Raw genomic sequence first — 22,147 nt, forward strand, 5'->3', positions numbered from 1 at the left:
CGATCGCTTCGCTGTCGAATCCACGGCGACATTCGAACTCTACACAAGACTATAACCACAGATAACATACGTGTTCTGCTATCTTGGCGGAGGGATCGGGATCCGATCGTTAATCGTCGGCTGTCGCCACCGAATCGAGCGCCGAGGACGGAACCGTTCCGTCGTCGTTCCACCCGCGGGCCTCGTAGTACTCCGAGATGGCCGCCTCGAGGTCGGGAAGCTCGTACGGCAGTCGGTCGTCCTCTCTGTCGAAGCCGCGCTGGTTGTTGAAGTGGCGCTCGAGTTCGACCGTTCGCGCGCCGATCTCGAGGAGGTCCTCGTGGTCGGCGTCGAACAGCGCCTCGAGACGCTCGTCGGTGACGTAGCCGCTGCCGAACGCACAGACGATCCCCGTATCCCGGAACGCGGCTTCGTTCTCCCCTTCGACGAGGGCCTCGGCCTTGCCGAGGGTTCCCTCGGGATCGATGCGACCGCCGTACTCCGCGGACATCACGCGGGACTCGTACATGTGATCGCCGCCGCGGTTCGCGACGGCGTAGGAGAGGCCCTGGCCGTTGAGCACGCGGCCGTCGTGTGCGGCCAGCTCGAGGCCTTTGACGGCGTAGCTGTCGACGCCCAGCTCGTCGTGGCAGCGCTCGACGCCCTCGGCGAGCAGGTCGCCGATCCCCTCCCGGTAGGCGATCCGTTCGGTCACGTCGTGGGCGAGCTCCACGTTGCCGAACTCGTCCTCGCTCGCCAGGTAGGCCGCGACGGTGACGCCCGCGGAGATGGTATCCATCCCGAGGGTGTCACAGAGGTCGTTGCTCTTCATCACGTCGACGATGTCGCCGACGCCCTGCATGGAGCCGAACGCGTAGACCGTCTCGAACTCCGGACCCTCCGTCTCGAGCCCGCTCTCCTCGTCCCGGGTTGGCAGTTTGCAGGCGTACGCACAGGCCGAACAGGCGCCTTTCTTATACTTCTTCTCCTCGACGGCGTCGCCGCCGATCGCGTCGGCGTGTTCGAACTCGTACTCCGCGAAGTACCGGGTCGGCAGCGAGAACGCCTCGTTGATCATCTCGGTGTTGCCGGTCGTCCCCTGTCGGCGCATCAGGTCCTCGGACTGGGCCGCCTCGCTGTGGACGTCCATCTCCGGGGGGTTCGGAATCTCGACCGACGGGGTCGACTCGCCCTCGAACGTAACGCACTTGACGTTCTTCGAGCCCAACACCGCGCCCAGCCCGCCGCGGCCGAACGCGCGGTGATCGTACGTCATCACCGAGGCGAACCGCACCTGATTCTCGCCCGCAGGTCCGACGACGACGCAGTGTTCGGGGCCGAGCCCGTGGTGCTCTTCGACGTAGTCCGAGGTTTCCCGCACCGTCGCCCCCTCGAGTTCCGGCACCGCCTCGAACTCGACACGCGGGCGAGACGCCGTCTCGCCGCCCGACGAGTGTGACTCGTCGACACCGTCGGTCACGTGGACGGCCAGCAGCTCGTCGCTCTCGCCGGCGACCTCGAGGACGCTGATCCCCGTGTCGACGAAGTTTCGCGAGAGGTAGCCGCCGGCGTTCGTCGAGACGAGCCCGTCGGTCAGCGGCGACAGCCCCGTCATGTTCATTCGGCCGGTGAACGACATCTGCGACTGCTGGAGGGGACCAGTCGAGAGGTAGAGTCGGTTCTCCGGCCCGAACGGATCCGCCTCGAACGGGATACGGTCGTGAGCCAGCGCCGTCGCGACGGCCCGACCGCCGACGCAGCTCTCGAGATGGTCGTCGATACTCGTCTCGGTCGCGGTTCGCTCGCCGACGTCGATGGTCAGCAGTGGCCCTTTCGCACGAAGCATAGGTGAGTAATCACGAATGAGCGGCTTAACTCTTCCAGGCTAAGTCCCCGTCCTCACGGAGCAACGCAGACCGAAGGTCGAGTAGCGTGAACGAGAGCAAAGCTCTCGTTCGCACATCAGAACGCTTCGCGTTCTGAGGACGCAGTAGGGCGGGGATACAGCCGTCACCCAGCCGAATCAAAACGTTCAACTCTAGACACGACTAACCCGCTGGTAGTGGTCGAGGAAGCGTTCAAATACGCTGCCGAGCCCGAGGACACCACTACTGCCAAGAGTGCGTGGAGCGCGATTCAAACCTGTCGTGAAGTATACAACCACGCGCTCACACAAGAGTACAAACCCGCTCCAGACTACGACAAGCCATCGTACACCGCAATGCAGAACAAACTGCCACAGTGGAAGCGCGAGTGGTCTGAATGGAGCAGTGTGTACTCGAAATGCCTGCAAATGGCAGTGAGACGCATCAAGCACTCGGAGACCATCCTCGGCAAACTGAAGGAACGTGGATTCGACGTTGGTGAACTCAAGTGGAAAAGCCCGCGAGACTATCGTAGCATCACGTACAACCAGTCTGGCTTTGACGTGGATAGTCACACGGGTCGGACTAACCACGCTACGGTCGAACTCTCCAAGATAGGCACGTTCCATTTGACGTTTCACCGACCACTCCCAGACGACGCCGACATCAAGGAAGTCATCCTGAAAAAGCAGAAAACAGGTGACTGGACGGTTAGCATCATGGTCGAATACGGTGCTGACTATCCAGAGAACCCTACTGTCGAAGACATCGACGTTGAAGACACCGTGGGTATTGACCTCGGCATCACCACGTTCATTCACGACTCGGACGGACGAGCGTTCAAACCGTTAGACGAAGAAGATGACCGTGAACGCATCGAGAAACGCCACCAAGCCGTTTCTCGCAAAGAACACGAGTCGAACAACTGGAACAAGGCCCGCCAACGCTTAGCGCGAGCATACGAGCGGTTGTCGAACAAGCGCAAAGCGTACCGCGAGGCGCTCGCCAATGCGTATACGAAACGATACGACGCCGTGTTCCTCGAAGACTTGAACGTTGGCAGTATGATGCAGCAGAACGGGAACAGTCGGAACATCGCGTCGATGTCGTGGTATGAGACACTGCAAACGTTCCAACGGTTGGGTGAGAAGAACGGCTGTCACGTTGTACTTGTTCCACCAGAGGGAACGACGAAGCGGTGCGTGCAGTGTGGTTGTGAGTCGGGGAAACCGTTGTGGGTGCGAGAGCACTCGTGCCCGTCGTGCGGGTTCACGACTGACCGTGACCAGAACGCTGCGCTGGAGGTACAGCGTCTTGGATTGCTTGAACTGGGAGTGGTGGAAGATGAATCGGGATTAGGTCAGGAACTGGCCGAATCAACGCCTGCTGAGACTGGCACCGCTGCGGGGTCACGCTCTAGCTCGTTTAGAGACGTGATTCCTGCAAGTGCCGTCGTTGACACAGGAAGCCCCACCCTCAAGGAACGAGCGGCAGTAGCCGCGAGTGAGTAGGGTGGGGTAGTTCACGCGTTCGCCGGCGTTCCGTGGTGGAACGGTTTCCCTCATCCATTCCTTCAGAAGACTTTCATGGTGGTGGTAATCTCTGAGGGTATGGAGTCGCTCAGCAGACGACAACTGCTTGGCGTGCTGGGCGCCAGCGCCGCGGGACTCGCCGGGGGTGGCTACTGGTACGTCCGCAGCTCCGATACACCGGACTGTCCGGCGTTCCTCGAGCCGGACCGGGAGTTCCGGGAGTCGCTGTCCAAGACCTGGTCGGAACCGGTCGTCGACGACGGGACGATCTTCGTCGGTGGCGGGGCCGGGATCGTACAGATGAGTTCCGGGTCCCGGATGTTTCGGCTGCTCGCGCTCGAGCCCAGCGGGGAGCCGAAGTGGGTCGCTAGGCAGGAACTCGAAGGCGGGATCGGTCGCCCCCAACCGACCGACGACCGCGTGTTCGCCTCGACCGGCGCGAACACGCTGCTCGCGTTCGACCGCGAGACCGGAGAGCTCGAGTGGGAGTTCGACGCGGGCGGCAACGTCGAGGGACACATGGGCGTCGTGACGCTCGTCCGCGACGACACCGTCGTCGCCTCGGTCACCGATCCGGATCACGACGAGCTCGAGGGCTCGAACGCCGTCGTCGGCGTCTCGGCGAGCGAGGGCGAACTCCGGTGGGCGACCGAACTCGACGCGCCGGTCTCGAACGGGCTCGCGTTGCTCGAGGGGACGGTCGTCGTCGCCACGCGGGCGGGAACGCTGACCGGCGTGGACCCCGAGACGGGCGATCGGGTGTGGGAGGAAGATCTCGAGGGAAGCGTCGACTGGACTGGCAGACCGGTCTCGTTCGCCGGGAGCGGGTGGATCCCCCGGGAAGACGGAACGGTGGTCGGATTCGATCCGGCATTGGGAACGATCCGCGACCGCCTCGCGGGCGACCGGGTGGACGGCGAACGCGAGGACGAGAACGACGGGTTCGTCCGGGCGATGCAGGGGTCCGACGACGCGCTGTACGTCGGCGATCTGGACGGCGGCGTGATCGCGTACGACGCCGCTGGGTCCGAACGCTGGCGCTACGAGGGTCCCGAGCGTATCGCCGCGCTCGAGGCGGGAGCCGACGCCGTTGGCGCCCTCGACCAGCGCGGCGTCTACACCGAACTCGAGCCGGAAACGGGGGACGCGTCTCGAGCGTTCCTGCTCGTCGACGTCCGAGACGACGACCGGTGCGGCCACGTCCCTTCCGAGAGACGTTTCAGCGGGTTCGCCACGATCCGGCACACGCTCGTAGTCACCGGTCGGATCGCGTTCGGAGCGGGGACGTATCGACTCCCACCGACCCGATGAGCCCGGAACAGGACCGTAAATAACAAGAAACTAACTCCGCGAACGACAAGCAAACCGGAATTTACTCTTGGAGTATCGTGCTCGAGACATTTCACGCCTCCATTTTTCGGGTTGGATTCGATTGATATATAGAGGTCCCGCTCTTGGCTGATAATTACTGTATAACAAATAGACTATAAAATATTCCTACTAGTACGATGACGGAGAAACCCAACGGTCGACGACGGTTCCTCGCTGCCTCGAGTGTGACGGCGCTCGCGGCTATGGCCGGCTGCGTAGACCAGATGAACTCCGCGCTCTCAAACGGTGACGACGGGGACGGAGACGGAGAGGGCAACGGCGACGATTCGAACGGTACCGGAACGGACACCGAAGACGGCGTCGAACCTCCCGAACTCGCACTCGAGACGGAGTACGATAGCCGCAAGGAGTACGGACAGCCCGGCGAGGGGCTCGACGACTTCGAGGAGTTCGACGACTGGGACGTCGTTGACGGATCGGCCGAACCCGACGAGGAGACGTACTTCGACGGCTCCCAGAGTCTCAGGCTGACGGCCGAAGACGGCGGAAACGCCGTCGTCGAAACGGAGTTCGAGACGATGGATATGAGCGATCTCGATCTCTCGGTGGCCGTCCGGACGTCGACACCGGGCAACGTCGCGATCGAGATCCAGATCCAGGACATCTACGGCGGGTACGCCAGCCACCAGCTTCGATCGGTCACGTATCGGACGTCGGACGTCGGCTGGTTCCGGACCTGTCCCGGCTTCTTCGAGCAGAGCTCGACACCGCTCGAGCGCGATGCCGTCGACACCGTTCAGATCATCGTCCACAACACCGGAGACGCGGAGGTCTGGGTCGACGACCTTCGCACCCACGAGAAACCCGAAGCGGGATACGTGATGCTCTGTTGGGACGACGGCTTCGACGACTTCTACGACGTGGCGAGCCCGCTGCACGACGAGTACGGCGTCAACGCCGTCCAGGCCGCCGTCCGACAGTGGACCAGAGACCAGCGCGAGGGAATCATGACGGTCGACCAGCTCAAGGAGCGCCAGGACGCCGGCGACCAGATCGTCGCCCACGGGACCCATACCGAGTTCTCGGACCTCAGCGACGAGGATCTCGACGACGCACTGCGCACGGACAAGAACTGGGCCGTCCAGGAGGAGTTCGAGGGCGGTCACTACCTGGTCTTCCCGCACAACGACTTCGACGATCGGGTGCTCGATATCGTCTCGAACTACTACTACGCGGGCGGGTTCAACCAGGCCGGCGACGCCAACCTCACCGGCGTCACCGGCTTCGATCCGCTGGTGATGCCTCGAACGATCGGCCACGATCTGGAGATCGCAAAGCGGTGTGTCGACCTCGCAGCGCAGCACCGTCAGTGTACGATTCTGAACTTCCACGCCTTCGATCAGGACAACACGATGTCCGAATCGGCGTACGAGGACCTGCTCGAGCACATCGACGAGAAGGGCGACGACGTCGAAGTGATCGACTTCGACGATCTCTGGACGATGCGCCGGGACGGGCACTGAGCGAACGCGCGACGAAGGTCGCAAGACTCAATACCGAAACCGAGCGTTCCCCGTCGTGGACTATCGCTCGACGGTGACGGCTGCGATCGACGACCTCCGGAGCGACGGGCGCGAGAAGATTCTGCTCGCCGTCGCGTTCGGCTGGTTCCTGTCGATCAGCGTTCGGATGATCTACCCGACGCTGTTGCCTCACATCCGTGATTCGTACGGGCTCACGCTTACGACCGCCGGCTTCCTCCTGACGGTGCTGTGGATCGCGTACGCGTTCGGACAGCTCCCCGGCGGTATCCTCGCCGACTGGGCGGGAGAACGCGTTCTGCTGATCGCCAGCTCCGTGCTCGCGGCGACGATGCTCGCGCTCGTCGTCCTCGCGAATTCGGCGGTCGTCCTCTTCGCTGCCACGGCCCTGTTCGGCGCCGGAACTGCCCTGTACGGCGTCTCCCGGTTTACGATTCTCGACAAAGTTTATCCCGACCAGCTCGGCACGGCGACGGGTGCGACGATGGCCGCCGGCGACGTCGGCAACGCGGTGATGCCACCGCTCGCCGGGGTCCTCGCCGTCACGGTCGGCTGGCAGTATGGGTTCGGGTTCGCCGTACCCCTCTTTCTCGTCGCCGCGGTCGGGCTCTGGTGGACGCTTCCGAACCAGTCGACCGCGGCGGCACCGCTGCGCGAGCAGTTCTCGCTCGAGGACATCGCCCCGACGCTGTCACAGCCGGTGGTGCTTCGCGGAACCCTGTTGCTCGTGCTGTGGGGAGTGATCATCCAGGCGTTCATGGGGTTTTACCCGACGTACCTGATCGACGAGCGCGGGTTCTCGGCGCAGACGGCGGCCGCCCTGTTCGGCTTTTTCTTCGCGCTCGGGATCCTGTTGAAGCCGATCGCGGGCCGCGCCTACGACAGTCTCGGCGTCCGGGTCCCGCTGCTGGTGGTCGTCAGTTCAGCCGGGCTAGCCCTCCTCGTACTTCCGTTCGTCGGAACCCTCTGGGCGTTCGTCCTCGTGACCGTGTTCGCGAGCAGCCTCCTCGGGTTCGAGACGGTCGTGATCTCCGATCTCACGCAGCGCCTACCCGACGGAACGCAGGGAACGAATCTGGGGGCGCTTCGAACCGTCTACCTCGCGATCGGTGCGGCGAGTCCGGTCGTCTTCGGTGCGATCGCCGACCGCGGCTACTTCGACGAGGCGTTCCTCGGTATCGGCGCCCTCGCCGGTGTGATCTTCCTCATTGTGTTCGTCTCGATCAAGTACTAACTGCCGATCGTCCCGTCCCACGTTGACACCTCTCAAAACACGGTTTCGCAAGTGAGTAGTGGTGACGCAGCTCGAAATAACACTTTATGCCTGCAGTTCCTTTATCCATACATGAGGACAAAGCCCTATCTTCCAGGCACTCCTGATGTAGAATCGTACGAACCGCTTCTCCAGCGTCAGACCGCGCTGCTCGCCTTCGTCATCGCGTTTACGCTCCTCGTCACGACCGGTCTCGCGCTCGACGTCTACTTCGGCTACTGAGACGTTGCGGGCCGTTCGCGGCTGAGAATGGCAACGATTGCCTCTCTCTCTTTGCTCTTTCCTACCGCTTTCGGCGATTTCGGTCCCATCTTCGGCCGAACGTCGTCGTTCGCTCTCGAGCGCCGTAGCGACGCCTCGGTCCTCGAGCGATCGCGCCGAAAGCCGGCCTCGAGCGGTCACTCCGCGTCATCGAGGATCGCGTCGAGATCGAAGTGGCCGTCGGGGCCGCCCCCGTCCTCGCCGCGGGCCGGTAGCGCGGAGACGTCGAACGTGTAGGCGCCGGTGGCAGAATCGGCCGCGAAGGCGAACCCGCGAGCCTCGTTGTAGTAGGCCGACCAGCAGTAGGGGTCGACGTTGTCGATCCCGTCGTCCGTGGCGTACCGTTCGGTCGGCGTCGGGTCGCAGGGGTCGGTGATGTTGGCGACCCACATTCCCTGGGTGTAGCCGCCGTCGACCAACAGGACCTCGCCGCGGTCGTAGATCACGTCGTGGAAGTGAGTCGTCCAGACGCCCTGGCCCTCCTCCTGTTCGCGGGCGTCCGGCGAGCCCATGAACGCGATCGGCTTCGGGTCCTCGAGGCTCCCCTCGCCCCAGCCGATGTCGAAGACGTGTTTCCCGCCCGGGATCGTATCGAACACCTCGTCACCCATGATCGCGAGGTCGCGATTCGGTTCGGGGTGAATCTGGTGAGCCAGCTCGAATCCGGGCTCGCCGACGGTCTCGTAGTCGGGCTGGTCGTCATAGTCGAAAAAGCCCAGCTGCGTCGGGTTCAACGGGTCAGAGATGTCGAACGTGGCGTAGCCGACGTTGTCCCCGAAGATGTAGGCGGCGTGGAGCGCGTCGCGAACGGTGTCGACCTCCATGTCGTGGCAGTAGCCGTCCGGGCCGAAGTGGGCCTCCACGGTCGGATCCGTGTGGTCGCTGAAATCGACCGCGAGAATTCCCGGCTCGTCGGGCTGTTTGTCGACCAGGTACAGCACCGTCTCCTCGGGGTGGTCGGTGAGCTTGTGGACGCCCGTGTACGGCGTCTCGAGGGTGGCGACGACCTCGGGTTCGGTCGGCGTCCCAACCTCGCAGCCGAAGTCGACGACCTCGATCCCCTCGAGCCCCTCGGTGTCGGCGACGGGATCGTCGAGCGGTCCCTCGTCGTCGGCTTCGAGCGACCGAATATAGATTCCCTCGCGATTGGGATCGAACTTGATATCGTTCGAGCGAGTCAGGTCGTTCGGCGGGCCGATCTCGTGGACGAGTTCCGGGTTCTCGAGCTCCGAGAGGTCGTACAGCGAGCTCATCACGTTCCCGTCTTCCGGGAAGCTGCTGATCGCGCCCCACGTTCCGTCCGGGCTGACGTGGCCGAAGGTGTAAGTGACGTGGTCCGGATTTCCTCCCGGCGGGAGCGCCTGTCCGAGCTTGTCGAGTCGGCCGCGCGTCCGACCGCCGTTCCGATTCGTCTCCGAGTCCTCGGCTGCCGCGCCCTGGGCGAGTCCCGTCGTTGCGATACCGGCAGCGCCGAGCCGTCGTACGAACGTCCGTCGTGGTGTGTCGACCATCGATCCAGTTCGTTGAACCGAACCGACGGCCGGTAAATCGCGACGTCCGGTTTCATCCTATGAAGGAAGCCGGAACAGTAATCCGATGCTAGTAGTTAACTCATGACAGCTTTGCAACTTCCGAAACAGGGGACCCCTCTTCGAACTGAGACGGTTTCCCGTTCGCTCGAGACCCGATCCCACCAACTCCGTCGACTGAGTAGATTAATGTGCTAACACACCCCATATACAAGGGATGGACCCCGGGGAGTTCGTTCGCGCGACGCGGCGGGACCGCACCCGCGCCGAGTTCGCCCGCCGGGTGGACGCACAGGCCGACGCGCTTCGCGAGGCGTTCGCGGCGGGCGCGTTCGAGGGCGGATTCCGCCTCGGTCTCGAGCTCGAGGGATACGCCGTCGATGTCGAGGGACGACTCGCGGCCGTGCCCGAGTCGGCGTTCGACGGCGTTTGCGAGCGCGAGCTCGGCCGACACAACGCCGAGGTGAACACGCCGGTCTCGCGGTTCGATTCGGTGGGGCTTGACGCGCAGGTGGAAGAGCTCGCCGACCGCGTCGACGCAGTCGAGCGGACGTGCGAACGCGAGGACCTGCGGTTCGTCGCCGACGGGATGTGGACGATCCCGCCGTCGGAGGGCGCTCGAGCCTATCTGAGCGCGATTACCGAGGGTTCGGACGGGAACCGCGTTCCGGCCAACATCGCACCCAAGCCGCGCTACTACGCGCTCGACGCCGATATCACCGCTCACGGCCCGGTCGAACTCGACGTCCCGGGCTGTCGGCGGTCGTTCCCGACGATCCTCGTCGAATCGCTTGCCGCCTCGATGCAGGTCCACCTCCAGGTGCCGACTCCGCGCTTTCTCGACTCCTTCAACGCCGCGTTGCGTACGGCGGGGCCCGTGCTCGCCCTGGCGGCGAACGCACCGTTCCTGCCGCCGGAGCTGTACGACGATCCCGAGGCCACCCTCGAGGGGCCGGTCGAGCTCCGCGTTCCGGTGTTCGAGTCGATGAACGTCCGCGACCCGGGGAAGGTCCGGTTCCCCCGCGACCTCGAGACGCCCGCTGACGCGATCGATCGGATCGTCGCGGACCGCCCGTGTGTCCCCGCGCTGCGCGAGTGGGTTCTCGAGGAGCCCCGCGAGGGGTTCGCCGACGACTACTGGGAGCTGTTGCACAAGCAGGGCACCTGCTGGCGGTGGATCCGGCCAATTCTCGGACCCGATGGTCCTCGCCTCGAGTACCGACCGCTCGCGGCCCAACCCACCGTTGCGGACGTGATCGGCCTCCAGGTGCTGGTCGTCGGCCTCATCCACGGTATCGTCGCGACCGACCACCCCGTCGCGACGCTCCCCTGGACGGCCGCCCGCGAGTCGTTCTACGCGGCCGTCGAGGACGGGTTCGAGGGCGACCTCGAGTGGGTCACCCACGACGGAACCCGAACCGGCGAACCGGCCGAGATCTACGAGGACCTGTTCGCGCTGGCTCGGCGCGGGCTCGACGACCGCGGCCTCGAGTCCACGCGTGTCGACGCTCTGCTCGACCCGATCGAGGCCCGGTGGGAGGCCCGGACGGCCCCGAGCGCGTGGAAACGCCGCGAGGTTCGACGCCGGCTCGATGACGGGGAGATGTTCGAGAGCGCCGTCGCGGGAATGCAACGGACGTATATCCGACGGGCGACGGCCGGCGAGCCGTTTGCCGACTGGCTCGAGTGAACCGACCGACACCGGTTCCGCGACGGGACCCCGGAGTACTTACGTCTGGGACGTCATCGTCCGAGTAACCGAAAGAGGCGCTGTCCTTGGCACAGTCGGGAACAGTGTAACGCCAAGGACGTGAATTCTCACGTCACCGGCCGTTTCGTTCCTCCGACCGCAGCCGTTCGGGCTCCGGGACTGTTCGATGGGACTGCTATGATCGGGTCTACCAATGGAAATCGAAATTGCAACGATTGGCGGATACGAGGAAGTCGGCCGACAGATGACCGCGGTTCGCGCCGGCGACGACATCGTGATCTTCGACATGGGACTGAACCTCTCGAAGGTCCTCATTCACGACAATCTCCGGACCGAGGGGATGCACAGTCTGGATCTGATCGACATGGGCGCGATCCCCGACGATCGAGTCATGAGCGACCTCGAGGGCGACGTTCAGGCGATCGTCCCGAGCCACGGCCACCTGGATCACATCGGCGCCATCTCCAAACTGGCCCACCGGTACGACGCACCGGTCGTGGCGACGCCGTTTACCTGCGAACTGGTCCGGGAGGAGGTCGAGGACGAGCAGAAGTTCGGCTTCGACAACGACATCGTCGAGATGGACGCCGGCGGAACGATGTCGATCGGCGATCACGGCTGCGAACTCGAGTTCGTCAACGTCACTCACTCGATCGTCCAGGCGATCAACCCCGTGCTTCACACGCCCGAGGGAGCGATCGTCTACGGACTGGACAAGCGCATGGACCACACGCCCGTCATCGGTGACCCGATCGACATGGAGCGGTTCCGCGAGATCGGTCGCGAGGGCAACGGCGTGCTGTGTTACATCGAGGACTGTACGAACGCGAGCAANGGTGACCCGATCGACATGGAGCGGTTCCGCGAGATCGGTCGCGAGGGCAACGGCGTGCTGTGTTACATCGAGGACTGTACGAACGCGAGCAAGAAGGGCCGCACCCCCAGCGAGAAGGTCGCCCGGGAACACCTTCGGGACGTCCTCTACAGCGTAGAGGACTACAACGGGGGGATCATCGCCTCGACGTTCTCGAGTCACATCGCCCGGGTCAAATCCATCATCGAGTTCGCGCGGGAGATCGGCCGGCAGCCAATCTTGCTCGGCCGGTCGATGGAACAGTACTCCAGCACCGCGACGCAGGTCGGTATCGACTTCCCGTCGGACGTCGAGATGGTCGGCTACCGCCGGTCCATCGACCAGACCCTCGAGCGGATCATGAACGACGGGAAAGGCAACTTCCTGCCCGTCGTGACGGGCCACCAGGGCGAGCCTCGAGCGCTACTCACCCGGATGGCCCGCGGCGAGACCCCCTACGAGCTGGACGAGGGTGACAAGGTCGTCTTCTCCGCTCGCGTGATTCCGGAGCCGACCAACGAGGGCCAGCGTTACCAGGCCGAGAAGCTGCTGGGTATGCAGGGCGCCCGTGTCTACGACGACGTCCACGTCTCGGGTCACCTCTGCCAGGAAGGTCACTACGAGATGCTCGACGCGCTCCAGCCCCAGCACATCATCCCCGCCCACCAGGACCTGAAAGGGTTCTCCGGCTACGTCGACCTCTGCGAGAGTGAGGGGTACAGAATGGGCCGCGACCTGCACGTGACCCGTAACGGGAACATCATCGAGTTGGTGTAGGCGCGGTTTCGTTCTCGAAAGCGACAGAACTGTCGAACCGGTTCTGAACGCACCTCTGTGTACGGAAAGCAGAGTGCAGATGATCGGCTCGCTGAGGACGTGTCTCAGTTACTCAAACGGTCCGAACAGCTCGAGAAGCGTGCTCGAAAGCCGTCGAAGGACCGGTGGTGACCGGTCGTTTACCGACTCACAGGAGATCTCCCCGGAACGAAGACCGACGAGATTCAGTGAAAAAACGGCTCGATAGGCTCTCACCGGCTGTCGGCGGTTAGAACCCGATTGCCTGTCCATCCCGTCGAGGTTCGGAACCTCCGATCAGGACGCCGTCGTCGGTACGATAGATGAGCTGGGCGCCACCGTAGTGGTTCGCGTCTGGTTCGAAGTACTCCTCCTCGGTGATCACGTCGTGGCCTCGTTCGCGAAGATCGTCGATCGTCGCTTCCGGGAGCCGCGAGGTCTCGAGGGTGACCTCGTGGTCCTCGATGAACCGGAACCGCGGGGCGTCGATCGCGGCCTGCGGGTTGAGCCCGGAGTCGACGAGATTCGTGACGACCTGGACGTGGCCCTGGGGCTGAGTATCTCCGCCCATTACGCCGAACGAGGCGCGGAACTCGCCGTCCTCGGCGAGCATGGCGGGAACCAGGGTGTGGAACGGACGCTTTCCCGGCTCGAGCGCGTTCGGGTCGTTCGGGTCCAGGCTGAACGAGGAGCCGCGGTTTTGCAGCGGGAAGCCGCCGACGACGATCCCGCTCGCAAACGGCCAGAAACCGCTGTTGATCAGCGAGACGGCGTTGCCGTCGCCGTCGACGACCGTCAGGTAGACGGTGTCGCTGTGACGATCTGCCCGAGGTTCGTACGTGCCGACGTTCGGGCCGATCTCGCCGGCGCGCTGACGTCCGTACTCCGGCGAGAGCATCGTTTCGAGGGGAATATCGTACGCCTCGGGATCGGTGACGAACTCCTCGGTGTCGGCGAAGGCGATCTTCATCGCCTCGATCTGGCGGTGGAGCCGCTCGGGGTCGGTGGGATCGACCGCGAGGTCGAACTCCTCGAGGACGTTCAGCGCCTGCAGGGCGGCGACGCCCTGCGTGTTCGGCGGGTGTTCGAGGACCTCCATCCCGCGATACTCGGCGCTGATGGGGTCGTCCCACGTGCTCTCGTGGTTCTCGAGGTCCGACAGCTCGAGGACGCCGCCGTGGTCTTGGACGGCTTCGACGATCTCGGCGCCGAACTCGCCCCCATATACCGTCTCGATCCCCTCGCTCGCGATGCGCTCGAGCGAGTCCGCGAAGTCGGGATTTGTGAACAGCTGCTCCGGGCTCGGAACCTCGCCGTCGATCAGGAACGTCTCGCTGAAGCTCTCGAACTCCTCGACGCGGGGTGCGGCGGCCTCCCATTGCGAGGCGACGTACTCGGTGACTGGGACGCCGTCCCGGGCGTACTCGATGGTCGGCTCGAGCAGCGTTTCGAACGCGAGGGTCCCGTAGCGTTCGGAGAGTTCGTGGAACCCGTCCAGCGCACCGGGGACGGTTACCGGCAGTCCACCCTCGGTCGGGACGACCGGTTCGCCGTCCTCGGTGGCGTCGGTCCGCTCGCAGTAGGTGTCGATGTCTGCTGCCTCGGGCGCTCGGCCGCTTCCGTTGAGCGCCTCGTACTCCCCGTCGAAGTGAGTGAGCGCGAACATATCGCCCGCGATGCTGGTCATGTGTGGTTCGACGAGGTTCAACGCAACCGCGGTCCCGACCGCGGCGTCGGCCGCGTTTCCGCCGTCCTCGAGGATCTGCGTGCCGACCTGGGCTGCGATCGGGTGGCTCGTCGCGACCATCCCGTTCGTCGACATCGTGGCCGATCGGCGGCCGATGAACTGCCAGGGGTAGTCGAACTCGGTTTCGGCACCGGTGCCGGCGCCGTCGTCAACCGCTTCGGGATCGGTCGCTGGGTCGTGACCGTCCGTCCGCGCACTCGCGTGGCCGACGGTAACTGCACTCGTCGCAGCGGCCGTCAACCCGACTCGTCGCATAAACGTGCGTCTGTTTGACACACCAATTGAATATCATAGATGGCACAATAAAAACTAACCTTGAATCATCACTCTTGATGTCAATCCAAGAGATACTCTAAGCAAAGACGCACCTGAGAGAGGGACATCGGTTACGCAGGTCGAAGCCGCCCGACACAGTTCCGACAGTACGTGTAGGAGGGATCATTCTCGGTCTCGCAGGTCGGGCAGACTCCCGGTGCGGGCGGTCGGGGCTCGACCGTCCGCTCGTTGGCCTGGCCCCAGTACTCCACGCCCGCGGGGTGGTAGCCGCCGGACGCAAGCCCGTCGAGGGAGTCCTCGCCGTCGCCGGATTCGGGAGCGGTGTCGTCGTTGTCGGCGTCTCGCTGGCGGACCAGAAGCCTGGCCCACCACGCACCGAGCAGGATGACCACCACTGCGATGATGATGGCGTCCATGGTATGTCTGGACGTACCTCATGAGAGTACTTAGCACATTTTGCGTCGAGCGTGACTGTCCCTACGAGCGTTTCGTAGCCGAGACCGACGTTTCGGACGCTGCTGACGACGGAGGTTTATGACGGTACCGACTGAACCAGGAGGCATGGCCTCCCACGTTCTGGTTCCCATCGACGACTCCGATCGGTCGACCGAGGCCCTCGAGTTCGCGCTCGAGGAGTATCCGTCGGCTCGATTCACCACCCTCCACGTAGTCGACCCCAGCGAGATCTACGCGGCGACCGGGCTCGAGACCGGATCGCTGTCGAACTACGAACGGATCCGTGACGAGCACGAAACGCAGGCGGAGAACCTGCTCGAAACCGCACGCAGACGGGCCGCAGACGCCGGCGTCGAACTCGAGACCGAGTACGTCATCGGCGACATCTCCGAGACGATCGTCGACTACGTCGAGGACCACGGCGTGGATCATATCGTACTCGGCAGCCACGGCCGAACCGGTGCGAGTCGAATCCTGCTGGGCAGTATCGCCGAGTCGGTCGCCCGGCGATCGCCGGTACCGGTGACGATCGTTCGGTGAACGGACGGTTCGGATCGTGACAACTGTTTCACGTCCGTTCGGCCGACGGAGCGGCGGTCGTCTCACCGATCTGTGAAGACAGTCCGTCGCAGGGTACCGTTCCTCGAGCGCCCCGACAGGGGCAAAGGTGTGCTCTCGTTGCTCGACTCGTTCGGCCTCGTGGACCGGGTCGCCGCAACCGGGCAACTATCACCTGTTCGACCGGCGACACGACCGCCTGGCCCGATCGTTTCGAGTCGAAAAGAGTCTATTCGCCCGGTAATTATGATCGCTCTCCCCAGACGCCCAACGTATGTTGTCGTCAACGCGCCGAAAGCTACTCGCGGCGAGCGGCGGAGCACTCGCCGTTAGCGGGATTCTCGGATCGGTCGGAACGGCCGCCACAACCGAGAGCGACGAACCGGACGTCGAGTCCGAAGACGGCTGGCCCTCGAGCAGAGGAGCACCGAACAACAACGCCTACTTCCCCGATCGGTCCGGGCCCGAGGCGCCCGTCGCGGTCGACTGGGAACGCGACCGCGGCGGTCCGATCGCGGTTCGGGACGGAACGGTGTACCAGACGACCGACGAGGAAGTCCACGCCCTGGACGCGGAGGACGGGTCGACACTGTGGGAGAGCGACGCCGTCGGCGCGTCCGGGACGCCGGCGATCGACTCCGGGAGCCTCTACGTCGGCGGCGATTCGCTGACCGCGCTGGACGCCGACGACGGAACCGTTCGCTGGCAGGCCGACCTCGAGGACGGGGAGGAGCTCACGCCGCCGAACGTCTCCGACGGGGACGCGTACACCCTCTCCGAGACGGCGCTGTACGCGTTCGATTCGGACGGCTCCAAGCGCTGGAGCTTCGAGGCCGAGGAGGAGTTTTACACGAACGGCGCCCCGCCCGTCGCCGACGGGGCGGTGTTCGCGTGCAGCGAGTCGTACGTCTTCGCGCGCGACCTCGAGGACGGCACCGAGCGCTGGACGACCGAGATTCCCGACGAGATGGTAGGGATCGTCGGCCACGACCCGATCGTCGCAGGCCAGGGCTACGTCGCCGTCGCCATGGACGACGGCGAGGGGCCGTACCCCAGCGACGTCGTCCTGTACGACACCGAAACCGGCGAGGAAGGGGAGCGGTACGAGGGCAACGTTCCCGCGACCATCACCGAGGATCGCGTCTACACCAACCCGACGTACGACGCGGCCGGCTTCGATCGCGAAACGGGCGGACAGGTGTGGGAGCCCGACCAGCCGGTCAAACAGGCCCAGCAGCCGGTCGTCGGCGAAGACGGGATCTACGTCGGCATCGACGGCACTCAGGAGGACCCCGACGAGGAGGACGAGCACGGCCTGTTCGTGTTCGACGAGGATGGCGCCGTGAAGTGGTCCGTCGTCCCGGACGATGAGAACGGGGTACCTCGACTGGATGCGACCCTCGTCGAGGGAACCGTCTACGGACGAGGCGGCGATCGACTGCTCGCGATCCGCTCGGAGGCCGAACTCGAGGATCGTGAGGACGACGACGAAAAAGACGGCGAGGAAGGCGAAGAAGAGGACGAGCCAGAGGAGGAATCGGAAAGCGACGAGGATGACGACGGAGCGGAAGAGCCGGACGAAGAGGCTGACGACGGAGAAGAAGACGAGGAGGAAGCCGAGGGAGAGGGAACGGAGGACGACGCGAGCGACGACTCCCCCACGGACGAAACCGACGACGCGAGCGACGATGGCACGGGGGACGACGATGCCGACGACGACGATGATGACGACGGCGACCCCGAAGCCGAGGACGACGCCGAGGGCACGCCCGGCTTCACGACTGGCGCCGGGATCGCCGGCGGCGTGCTCGGCCTCGAGTGGCTACGCCGACGTGCGAGCCCCGAGGAACGACAGGACTGACGGCCACCTGGTACCCTCGATCAGGCCGTTTGTCTGGTCACAGAACTCCGAGCCGAGGCCGCAGCTTCAGCCTTTCAAGGACGCCGGACCACAGTTATCGTCGCTCTCTTCGCTGTGGAGTTCCTTTCATGCCGGATGTTAAGCGAGGAGTATCTCGAGCAGCGAACGGTCGTACGTAGCTGACCGGCACCCTTTATTCACTATCCCACCGGTATATTTTTTATCTATGAACATCCATTGTTTTCATGGACCGGAGAAAGTTCCTAATTGGTGCAACGGGTGCAGCAGCCGTGGTGGCCGGCTGTAGCGACAACGACGAGAACGGTGACGATGACGCGCCCGAGGACGACGGCGCAGCGGACGAAGACGACACGACGGACACCGACGACAGCGACGACGTCGGCAACGAGATGGACGATGCCGACGACGAGAACGGGAACGACGGAAACGAAACGGAGAACGACGGCAACGAGACCGACGACGAGTACGATAGCGAAGAGGCCGACGACGAGGACGAGTTCGGTGGCGAAGAGGCCGACGACGAGGACGAAACCGACGACGAAGACGAAGAAACCGACTCGGAGGAGGACGACAGCGATGACGGCGATGGCGACGACGAGGAGGATGACGACGACAGCGACGACGAGGAAACCGAAGAACTCGATCCGGACGACTACGAGGACGAAATCGCCAACGACAGCCCGCTCGAGGTTGCGGAGTTCGGGGCCGAAGGTGGCTGTGAACTGACCGCAAGGATCACCCGACCCGAGGACGAGACCGCCGAAATTCAGTACGACTTCGTCGTCTACTACGGTGACGAGATCCTCTCGGAGTCCCGGAACAACGAGTACGAACTCGACGGCGACGACTCGAGTCACGAGCTAACTGCCGTACTGGAGGGGTGTGACGAGGCGACCCACTACGGGTTCGAACTTCACGGCTACGAGGCGATCGACCGCGACGCTGACAACGACGTCGACGGATACGTCAGCATGGAGGGTGGAACGGACAACGTCTTCTCGATCCAGTCTCACGCGTTCGACGGACAGAACTGTCAGGTCGAGGTCGACGTGTACAACGAGACGGCCGACGAGATCACGGGCTTCGTCTGGGTCGGTCTTCGAGGCGACCGTGACGAGCAAACCGAAAGCACCGAGATCGATCTCGAGGCCGGCGACAGCGAGACGATCACGTTCGGCGCACAGAACTGCGGCGAGGTTCGTGCGTACGAGCTTCGCGGCGACGTCCTCGATCAGTAAGGGCTCCTCGGAACGGAATCCCGTCGACCCGATGCACACCGGACTACAAATATGCGAGGCGAGTATCTCGGCTTCGGAACGAGACTCGAGATTCGACGGTCGGACGGATTTCGGTCGCCGAACGTATTCGTCGGTGGCGTCGTGCCGCTGTTGTACGGTGTGAGTGGACCGGACCACACCCGAATACCAGAACTCGAAAATCCGAGAGTTGGGTTGGAGGAGTAGGGTAGCCGGAGATGCATGCGAACGACAGAGCGTCAGCGGCGGGACCCTCCGGCTGATTTCTATCAGAGAGAGGAGATAAATACGTTCTCTACCGTGAGTACGTGGTAGCGGCAGGTTCAGTGTCCCTATCAGCCTCGAAACGAACGCGACACGGGTGAACTCCGACGCTTCCGCTACTGGTGCCAAGAACCCCCGTCTCAGTATGAACCATTTATGTGGTAGTCGGAGAATGCAATAATCAATAATGGATGGCTCAGACTCCGACCAGGGGGGTGAGATCCCGAAGCGACTCTCTGCGACCGAGCTTCCGATGGGGTGGCAATACGATCCGGACTGGACGTGGGGGACGGTCGATGCCGTAGTGTACCACGAATCGCTCTTCGACGTTCTCGAGGGCACTACCGAAGTGAGTTACGTCGTCGAAATTCGGGAGTCGAAGCTTCTCCTTCGGCGGATACGTCGGGACGGCGACAACGACGTCGTCGATCGGCTGGATCGAACGAACGAACCCGCGGCTCTCGAGTCGCTGCTCGAGAGTGTCGAGATGTAGCGTCACCGAAAAGGGCTGAGGGCCGGACCGGAGTCCGCGTACTATGGCTGTCGAGCGTATTCCGTCGGCCAGTATCGACTCCGGAGCGGCTCGATAAATACTTTCTGGTGGCTATAGAATGAATAGAACTGGCGGCCCCGTTGCCGAGTGTCAGCTGGTGCGTCGTCGAGTTCGTCTCGAAACGTCGCCTCGGTGTTCAGTGAACACACGGCTCGAGAACAGACGCGAGGGTGGCGAAACCGACCGGGATCGGAATCCTCGACCGGTACGTACGAACCGACCTCGAGCAAGCCCACCACGACTCTCGAGTGCCGGGACGCGGCGATAGCAACAGGCATCCCACCGGTGGTACCGATCTGCCAATTGACAGTCGGACACTCTACCGTAAATACTTTCGTCAGACATAGTGTCGGTCGATAACAATTGGTCTCGGAGAATCGCCGTTCAAGGCGGTGGGGCGATCCAGTCGAGAAGCGAGCTACTCCTCAAACTCGCCGTCGACGTCGGTCGGGACGGTGAACCGCTCCTGGTGTGTGGCAAACACCGCTTTGCCGTCGCCTCGTTGCTCGGCGCAAGCCATGTTCCGGTACTGTTCTGGCTCGACACCTCGAGTGGATGGCCCTCCGGGATCGCGTCGCCGGTGGTGAGGCCGTCGTCGGAGCGCATCCCGACCTTCGAGCGCTTCGCTGACGGGATCCATTCCACTGAGTACCGGTGTTGGGAACGGTCGGATTTCCTTCCAGTTCCCTCGCTGTGGGCGAAAGCACGACAGTCCGGCGTGAGGCCAGTAGTAAGCAACCACTACTGTCGTCGACGGTTCAGAATCATGGTCAAGGAATATGAGAGAGGACGGTGGATGGGAGTGCAATGACTGAGACACGAAGTTTCGATCGGTGTAGCCCGGCCGAGCGCACGACGAAACGAGAGCTCACGACGGACGTGGTGTACACGGTCGCGGACGTCTCGAATACGGATCCGGTCGACCTCCCACCACTCTACGACGTGATCGACACCGACGCGCTGAACGACCTCGTCGCCGGAAGCCACGACGGTGCGCTTCGGACGATCTCCTTCCAGTACTGCGGCTACACCGTCACGGTTACCGGCGACGGCGATATCAGCGTGGCCTCGACCGCTTGACATCGTCGTTCTGCCCGTACCCCGCCTGACACGAGGGACAATCGCGCGTTCACGAGGGATCGACTCCGGTCGACTCGCACACCAGGATCCAGCCGTCGCTCCTGACCTTGAGGAGGTAGTCCACGTAGCGAAACTCGACGACTCCCGCTCCCCGTCGGGGTTCGGATTCCGACTCGGACCCGAAGAACGCGTCCTCGATGGCCGCTACGTCGACCGAGTCGTACAGCGGTGGTGACGTCACCTCGCTCGGGGAGACGCCCTCGGCTTCCGCGACGGCGAACACGATCGCGGTCGTGAGCTCCCCGTCTCGAGCGGGGTCGTAGTGTCGCTGTGTAACCTGCCGCCGGCGAGTGTCTCGGCCAAGATCCGAACCGTTCCGCTCGATTTCGTTGTCGTTGTTTGTCGTCGTCCTACCGTTGTTTGTCATTGTCCATCTCTCCTCGAGCGTGTGTTTCCTGGTTCGAGTCCAGCGTCGTTCCCATTCCCTCGAGCGCGGCCAGGACCTGGGTGGCGTTCTCGGCAGCTACGATCGTTTCGGTCGACTCGTCGAGGGTAACGACGTCGTCGTCGGCCAGTTTCGGAACGTGGGTGTGGTAGAGCGCGACGTACACCCGTTCGCGCTGGAGACCGGTGACCGCGTGCTCGGGGACGCCGTTCTCCCAGGCGGCGATCTTCGTCGCCAGGTCGGTCAGCGACCACTCCGCCCGCTCCAGCAGCGTATAGCAGAGGTACCGGCGACGGGAGTGGCCAAGTGCCTCGTAGACGTGATCTAGCTCCAGGATCTCCCGCGAGGGAAGGTCTCTCTCGGCTCCAACGCTCTCCGAACCGGATTGCACGTCGTCGTCCCGAGTGGGATCATCAACCATGGTTTCGACGAGAGACGCCGTACGGAGTGTTAAGCCTTTACCAGCAGCAGCCGGTGGCCCAACATCGGTTATCGGCTCCTCCCGTCGAGCTTGAAACCGCCAGGAAAATAACCGGATGAAACAACACCGAGTCGATGGAGCTCCGATCCGATCTGCTTGAGGCGAGGCGGTTGGCCAGCGAAGGCAACTGTGGTGTAACTACGCCGGCGTGGATCTGGTCGAGCACGCCCGGGCTCTCCGGGCCCACACGGCATACCTGCACGTCGCCGACGCGGCCGGCGTCGACGGCGAGGGGCTCCAGATCGGCGACGGGGAAATCGACTTCGAGCGACTCGTGCCGGTGTACGAGGGATTCGACGGCCCGATTATCACCGAGATCTGGCGCGACCACGAGCGCCGGGACGCCGGGTCTAAATCGGCTACCGAGCGGTTGCGCGACGTTCGCCAGCGTGTTCGATAACCCGTCTCGTTTTCGTTCGTCGAACACTGTGTCCAACTGAGCCGACATATCAATGAGTAGACTTTAGGGAAGCGTCCG

Annotated in this window: 20 protein-coding genes; 14 read left to right on the forward strand and 6 right to left on the reverse strand. The window is 63.6% G+C overall.

All coding sequences use genetic code 11. From position 1 onward, the window contains the following. Positions 1-109: 109 nt before the first annotated feature. On the reverse strand, positions 110-1,825 hold the full coding sequence (locus C491_RS16345; RefSeq protein ID WP_005558277.1) for an aldehyde ferredoxin oxidoreductase C-terminal domain-containing protein: 1,716 nt from the start codon (positions 1,823-1,825) through the stop codon (positions 110-112). A 216-nt stretch (positions 1,826-2,041) separates the two neighbouring features. Between C491_RS16345 and C491_RS16350 the strand changes: the two genes are divergently transcribed. From C491_RS16350 to C491_RS22970, 5 genes are all read left to right on the forward strand, one after another. Then, entirely contained in the window at positions 2,042-3,355 is a 1,314-nt protein-coding gene (locus C491_RS16350) for an RNA-guided endonuclease InsQ/TnpB family protein (RefSeq protein ID WP_005558278.1), read from the forward strand. Between the two features lie 99 nt (positions 3,356-3,454). After that, positions 3,455-4,687 carry an outer membrane protein assembly factor BamB family protein gene (locus C491_RS16355; protein ID WP_049892175.1) on the forward strand — a complete coding sequence of 411 codons (1,233 nt, stop codon included), beginning with the start codon at positions 3,455-3,457 and terminating at the stop codon, positions 4,685-4,687. A gap of 197 nt (positions 4,688-4,884) precedes the next feature. Beyond that, entirely contained in the window at positions 4,885-6,231 is a 1,347-nt protein-coding gene (locus tag C491_RS16360; protein ID WP_049892177.1) for a polysaccharide deacetylase family protein, read from the forward strand. A gap of 55 nt (positions 6,232-6,286) precedes the next feature. Further along, positions 6,287-7,483, forward strand: a complete 1,197-nt coding sequence (locus C491_RS16365) for an MFS transporter (protein WP_005558281.1) — start codon at positions 6,287-6,289, stop codon at positions 7,481-7,483. A 111-nt stretch (positions 7,484-7,594) separates the two neighbouring features. Next, positions 7,595-7,744, forward strand: coding sequence for a hypothetical protein (locus C491_RS22970; protein ID WP_160167163.1), 150 nt, complete (start codon positions 7,595-7,597; stop codon positions 7,742-7,744). A 176-nt stretch (positions 7,745-7,920) separates the two neighbouring features. Here the strand turns inward: C491_RS22970 and C491_RS16370 are convergent, their stop codons facing one another. Beyond that, the gene (locus C491_RS16370; RefSeq protein WP_005558282.1) at positions 7,921-9,294 is read right to left on the reverse strand and encodes an LVIVD repeat-containing protein; all 1,374 of its coding nucleotides are present in this window, start codon (positions 9,292-9,294) and stop codon (positions 7,921-7,923) included. 235 nt (positions 9,295-9,529) lie between these two features. On the opposite strand from C491_RS16370, the gene C491_RS16375 reads away from it, so the two are divergent. Both C491_RS16375 and C491_RS16380 read left to right on the forward strand, forming a co-directional pair. After that, the gene (locus C491_RS16375) at positions 9,530-11,002 is read left to right on the forward strand and encodes a hypothetical protein (protein ID WP_005558284.1); all 1,473 of its coding nucleotides are present in this window, start codon (positions 9,530-9,532) and stop codon (positions 11,000-11,002) included. A gap of 214 nt (positions 11,003-11,216) precedes the next feature. Further along, positions 11,217-12,653, forward strand: coding sequence for a ribonuclease J (locus C491_RS16380; RefSeq protein WP_005558286.1), 1,437 nt, complete (start codon positions 11,217-11,219; stop codon positions 12,651-12,653). Positions 12,654-12,921: 268 nt separating this feature from the next. On the opposite strand, the gene ggt is transcribed toward C491_RS16380, so the two are convergent. Beyond that, entirely contained in the window at positions 12,922-14,673 is a 1,752-nt protein-coding gene (gene ggt, locus C491_RS16385) for a gamma-glutamyltransferase (RefSeq protein ID WP_005558288.1), read from the reverse strand. Positions 14,674-14,804: 131 nt separating this feature from the next. Beyond that, positions 14,805-15,110 carry a DUF7577 domain-containing protein gene (locus tag C491_RS16390; RefSeq protein ID WP_005558290.1) on the reverse strand — a complete coding sequence of 102 codons (306 nt, stop codon included), beginning with the start codon at positions 15,108-15,110 and terminating at the stop codon, positions 14,805-14,807. A gap of 145 nt (positions 15,111-15,255) precedes the next feature. Here C491_RS16390 and C491_RS16395 point away from each other — a divergent pair, with 145 nt between their 5' ends. From C491_RS16395 to C491_RS16415, 6 genes are all read left to right on the forward strand, one after another. Beyond that, the gene (locus C491_RS16395) at positions 15,256-15,690 is read left to right on the forward strand and encodes a universal stress protein (protein ID WP_005558292.1); all 435 of its coding nucleotides are present in this window, start codon (positions 15,256-15,258) and stop codon (positions 15,688-15,690) included. Positions 15,691-15,982: 292 nt separating this feature from the next. Beyond that, positions 15,983-17,569 (forward strand): outer membrane protein assembly factor BamB family protein, encoded by a 1,587-nt coding sequence (locus tag C491_RS16400; protein ID WP_005558294.1) that lies wholly within the window; start codon positions 15,983-15,985, stop codon positions 17,567-17,569. Between the two features lie 245 nt (positions 17,570-17,814). Then, positions 17,815-18,828 (forward strand): hypothetical protein, encoded by a 1,014-nt coding sequence (locus C491_RS22975; protein ID WP_049892179.1) that lies wholly within the window; start codon positions 17,815-17,817, stop codon positions 18,826-18,828. A gap of 469 nt (positions 18,829-19,297) precedes the next feature. Beyond that, positions 19,298-19,603: a hypothetical protein gene (locus C491_RS16410; protein WP_005558298.1), complete on the forward strand. Its 306-nt coding sequence runs from the start codon at positions 19,298-19,300 to the stop codon at positions 19,601-19,603. 406 nt (positions 19,604-20,009) lie between these two features. Further along, positions 20,010-20,474 carry a hypothetical protein gene (locus tag C491_RS22635; protein WP_152421359.1) on the forward strand — a complete coding sequence of 155 codons (465 nt, stop codon included), beginning with the start codon at positions 20,010-20,012 and terminating at the stop codon, positions 20,472-20,474. After that, the gene (locus tag C491_RS16415; RefSeq protein WP_005558299.1) at positions 20,471-20,743 is read left to right on the forward strand and encodes a HalOD1 output domain-containing protein; all 273 of its coding nucleotides are present in this window, start codon (positions 20,471-20,473) and stop codon (positions 20,741-20,743) included. Before C491_RS22635 ends, C491_RS16415 begins: the two co-directional genes overlap by 4 nt. A 49-nt stretch (positions 20,744-20,792) precedes the next feature. Here the strand turns inward: C491_RS16415 and C491_RS22980 are convergent, their stop codons facing one another. Both C491_RS22980 and C491_RS16425 read right to left on the reverse strand, forming a co-directional pair. Further along, positions 20,793-21,170: a HalOD1 output domain-containing protein gene (locus tag C491_RS22980; RefSeq protein ID WP_005558300.1), complete on the reverse strand. Its 378-nt coding sequence runs from the start codon at positions 21,168-21,170 to the stop codon at positions 20,793-20,795. Next, a complete protein-coding gene (locus C491_RS16425) occupies positions 21,154-21,609 on the reverse strand; it encodes a DUF7344 domain-containing protein (RefSeq protein ID WP_005558301.1) in 456 nt (151 codons plus the stop codon). The genes C491_RS22980 and C491_RS16425 overlap by 17 nt, the downstream gene beginning before the upstream one ends. A 208-nt stretch (positions 21,610-21,817) precedes the next feature. On the opposite strand from C491_RS16425, the gene C491_RS16430 reads away from it, so the two are divergent. After that, on the forward strand, positions 21,818-22,069 hold the full coding sequence (locus C491_RS16430; protein WP_005558302.1) for an apurinic/apyrimidinic endonuclease family protein: 252 nt from the start codon (positions 21,818-21,820) through the stop codon (positions 22,067-22,069). The last annotated feature ends 78 nt before the right edge of the window (positions 22,070-22,147 follow it).

The sequence above is a fragment of the Natronococcus amylolyticus DSM 10524 genome, from assembly GCF_000337675.1.
Lineage (GTDB): Archaea > Halobacteriota > Halobacteria > Halobacteriales > Natrialbaceae > Natronococcus > Natronococcus amylolyticus.

What these genes read in the sequence shown, in the direction of transcription:
- C491_RS16345 (WP_005558277.1), bottom strand. Translation starts at nt 1,825, where the DNA reads ATGCTTCGTGCGAAAGGGCCACTGCTGACCATCGACGTCGGCGAGCGA.
- C491_RS16355 (WP_049892175.1), top strand. Translation starts at nt 3,455, where the DNA reads ATGGAGTCGCTCAGCAGACGACAACTGCTTGGCGTGCTGGGCGCCAGC.
- C491_RS16360 (WP_049892177.1), top strand. Translation starts at nt 4,885, where the DNA reads ATGACGGAGAAACCCAACGGTCGACGACGGTTCCTCGCTGCCTCGAGT.
- C491_RS22970 (WP_160167163.1), top strand. Translation starts at nt 7,595, where the DNA reads ATGAGGACAAAGCCCTATCTTCCAGGCACTCCTGATGTAGAATCGTAC.
- C491_RS16370 (WP_005558282.1), bottom strand. Translation starts at nt 9,294, where the DNA reads ATGGTCGACACACCACGACGGACGTTCGTACGACGGCTCGGCGCTGCC.
- C491_RS16375 (WP_005558284.1), top strand. Translation starts at nt 9,530, where the DNA reads ATGGACCCCGGGGAGTTCGTTCGCGCGACGCGGCGGGACCGCACCCGC.
- ggt (WP_005558288.1), bottom strand. Translation starts at nt 14,673, where the DNA reads ATGCGACGAGTCGGGTTGACGGCCGCTGCGACGAGTGCAGTTACCGTC.
- C491_RS16390 (WP_005558290.1), bottom strand. Translation starts at nt 15,110, where the DNA reads ATGGACGCCATCATCATCGCAGTGGTGGTCATCCTGCTCGGTGCGTGG.
- C491_RS16395 (WP_005558292.1), top strand. Translation starts at nt 15,256, where the DNA reads ATGGCCTCCCACGTTCTGGTTCCCATCGACGACTCCGATCGGTCGACC.
- C491_RS16400 (WP_005558294.1), top strand. Translation starts at nt 15,983, where the DNA reads ATGTTGTCGTCAACGCGCCGAAAGCTACTCGCGGCGAGCGGCGGAGCA.
- C491_RS22975 (WP_049892179.1), top strand. Translation starts at nt 17,815, where the DNA reads ATGGACCGGAGAAAGTTCCTAATTGGTGCAACGGGTGCAGCAGCCGTG.
- C491_RS16410 (WP_005558298.1), top strand. Translation starts at nt 19,298, where the DNA reads ATGGATGGCTCAGACTCCGACCAGGGGGGTGAGATCCCGAAGCGACTC.
- C491_RS16415 (WP_005558299.1), top strand. Translation starts at nt 20,471, where the DNA reads ATGACTGAGACACGAAGTTTCGATCGGTGTAGCCCGGCCGAGCGCACG.
- C491_RS22980 (WP_005558300.1), bottom strand. Translation starts at nt 21,170, where the DNA reads ATGACAAACAACGGTAGGACGACGACAAACAACGACAACGAAATCGAG.
- C491_RS16425 (WP_005558301.1), bottom strand. Translation starts at nt 21,609, where the DNA reads ATGGTTGATGATCCCACTCGGGACGACGACGTGCAATCCGGTTCGGAG.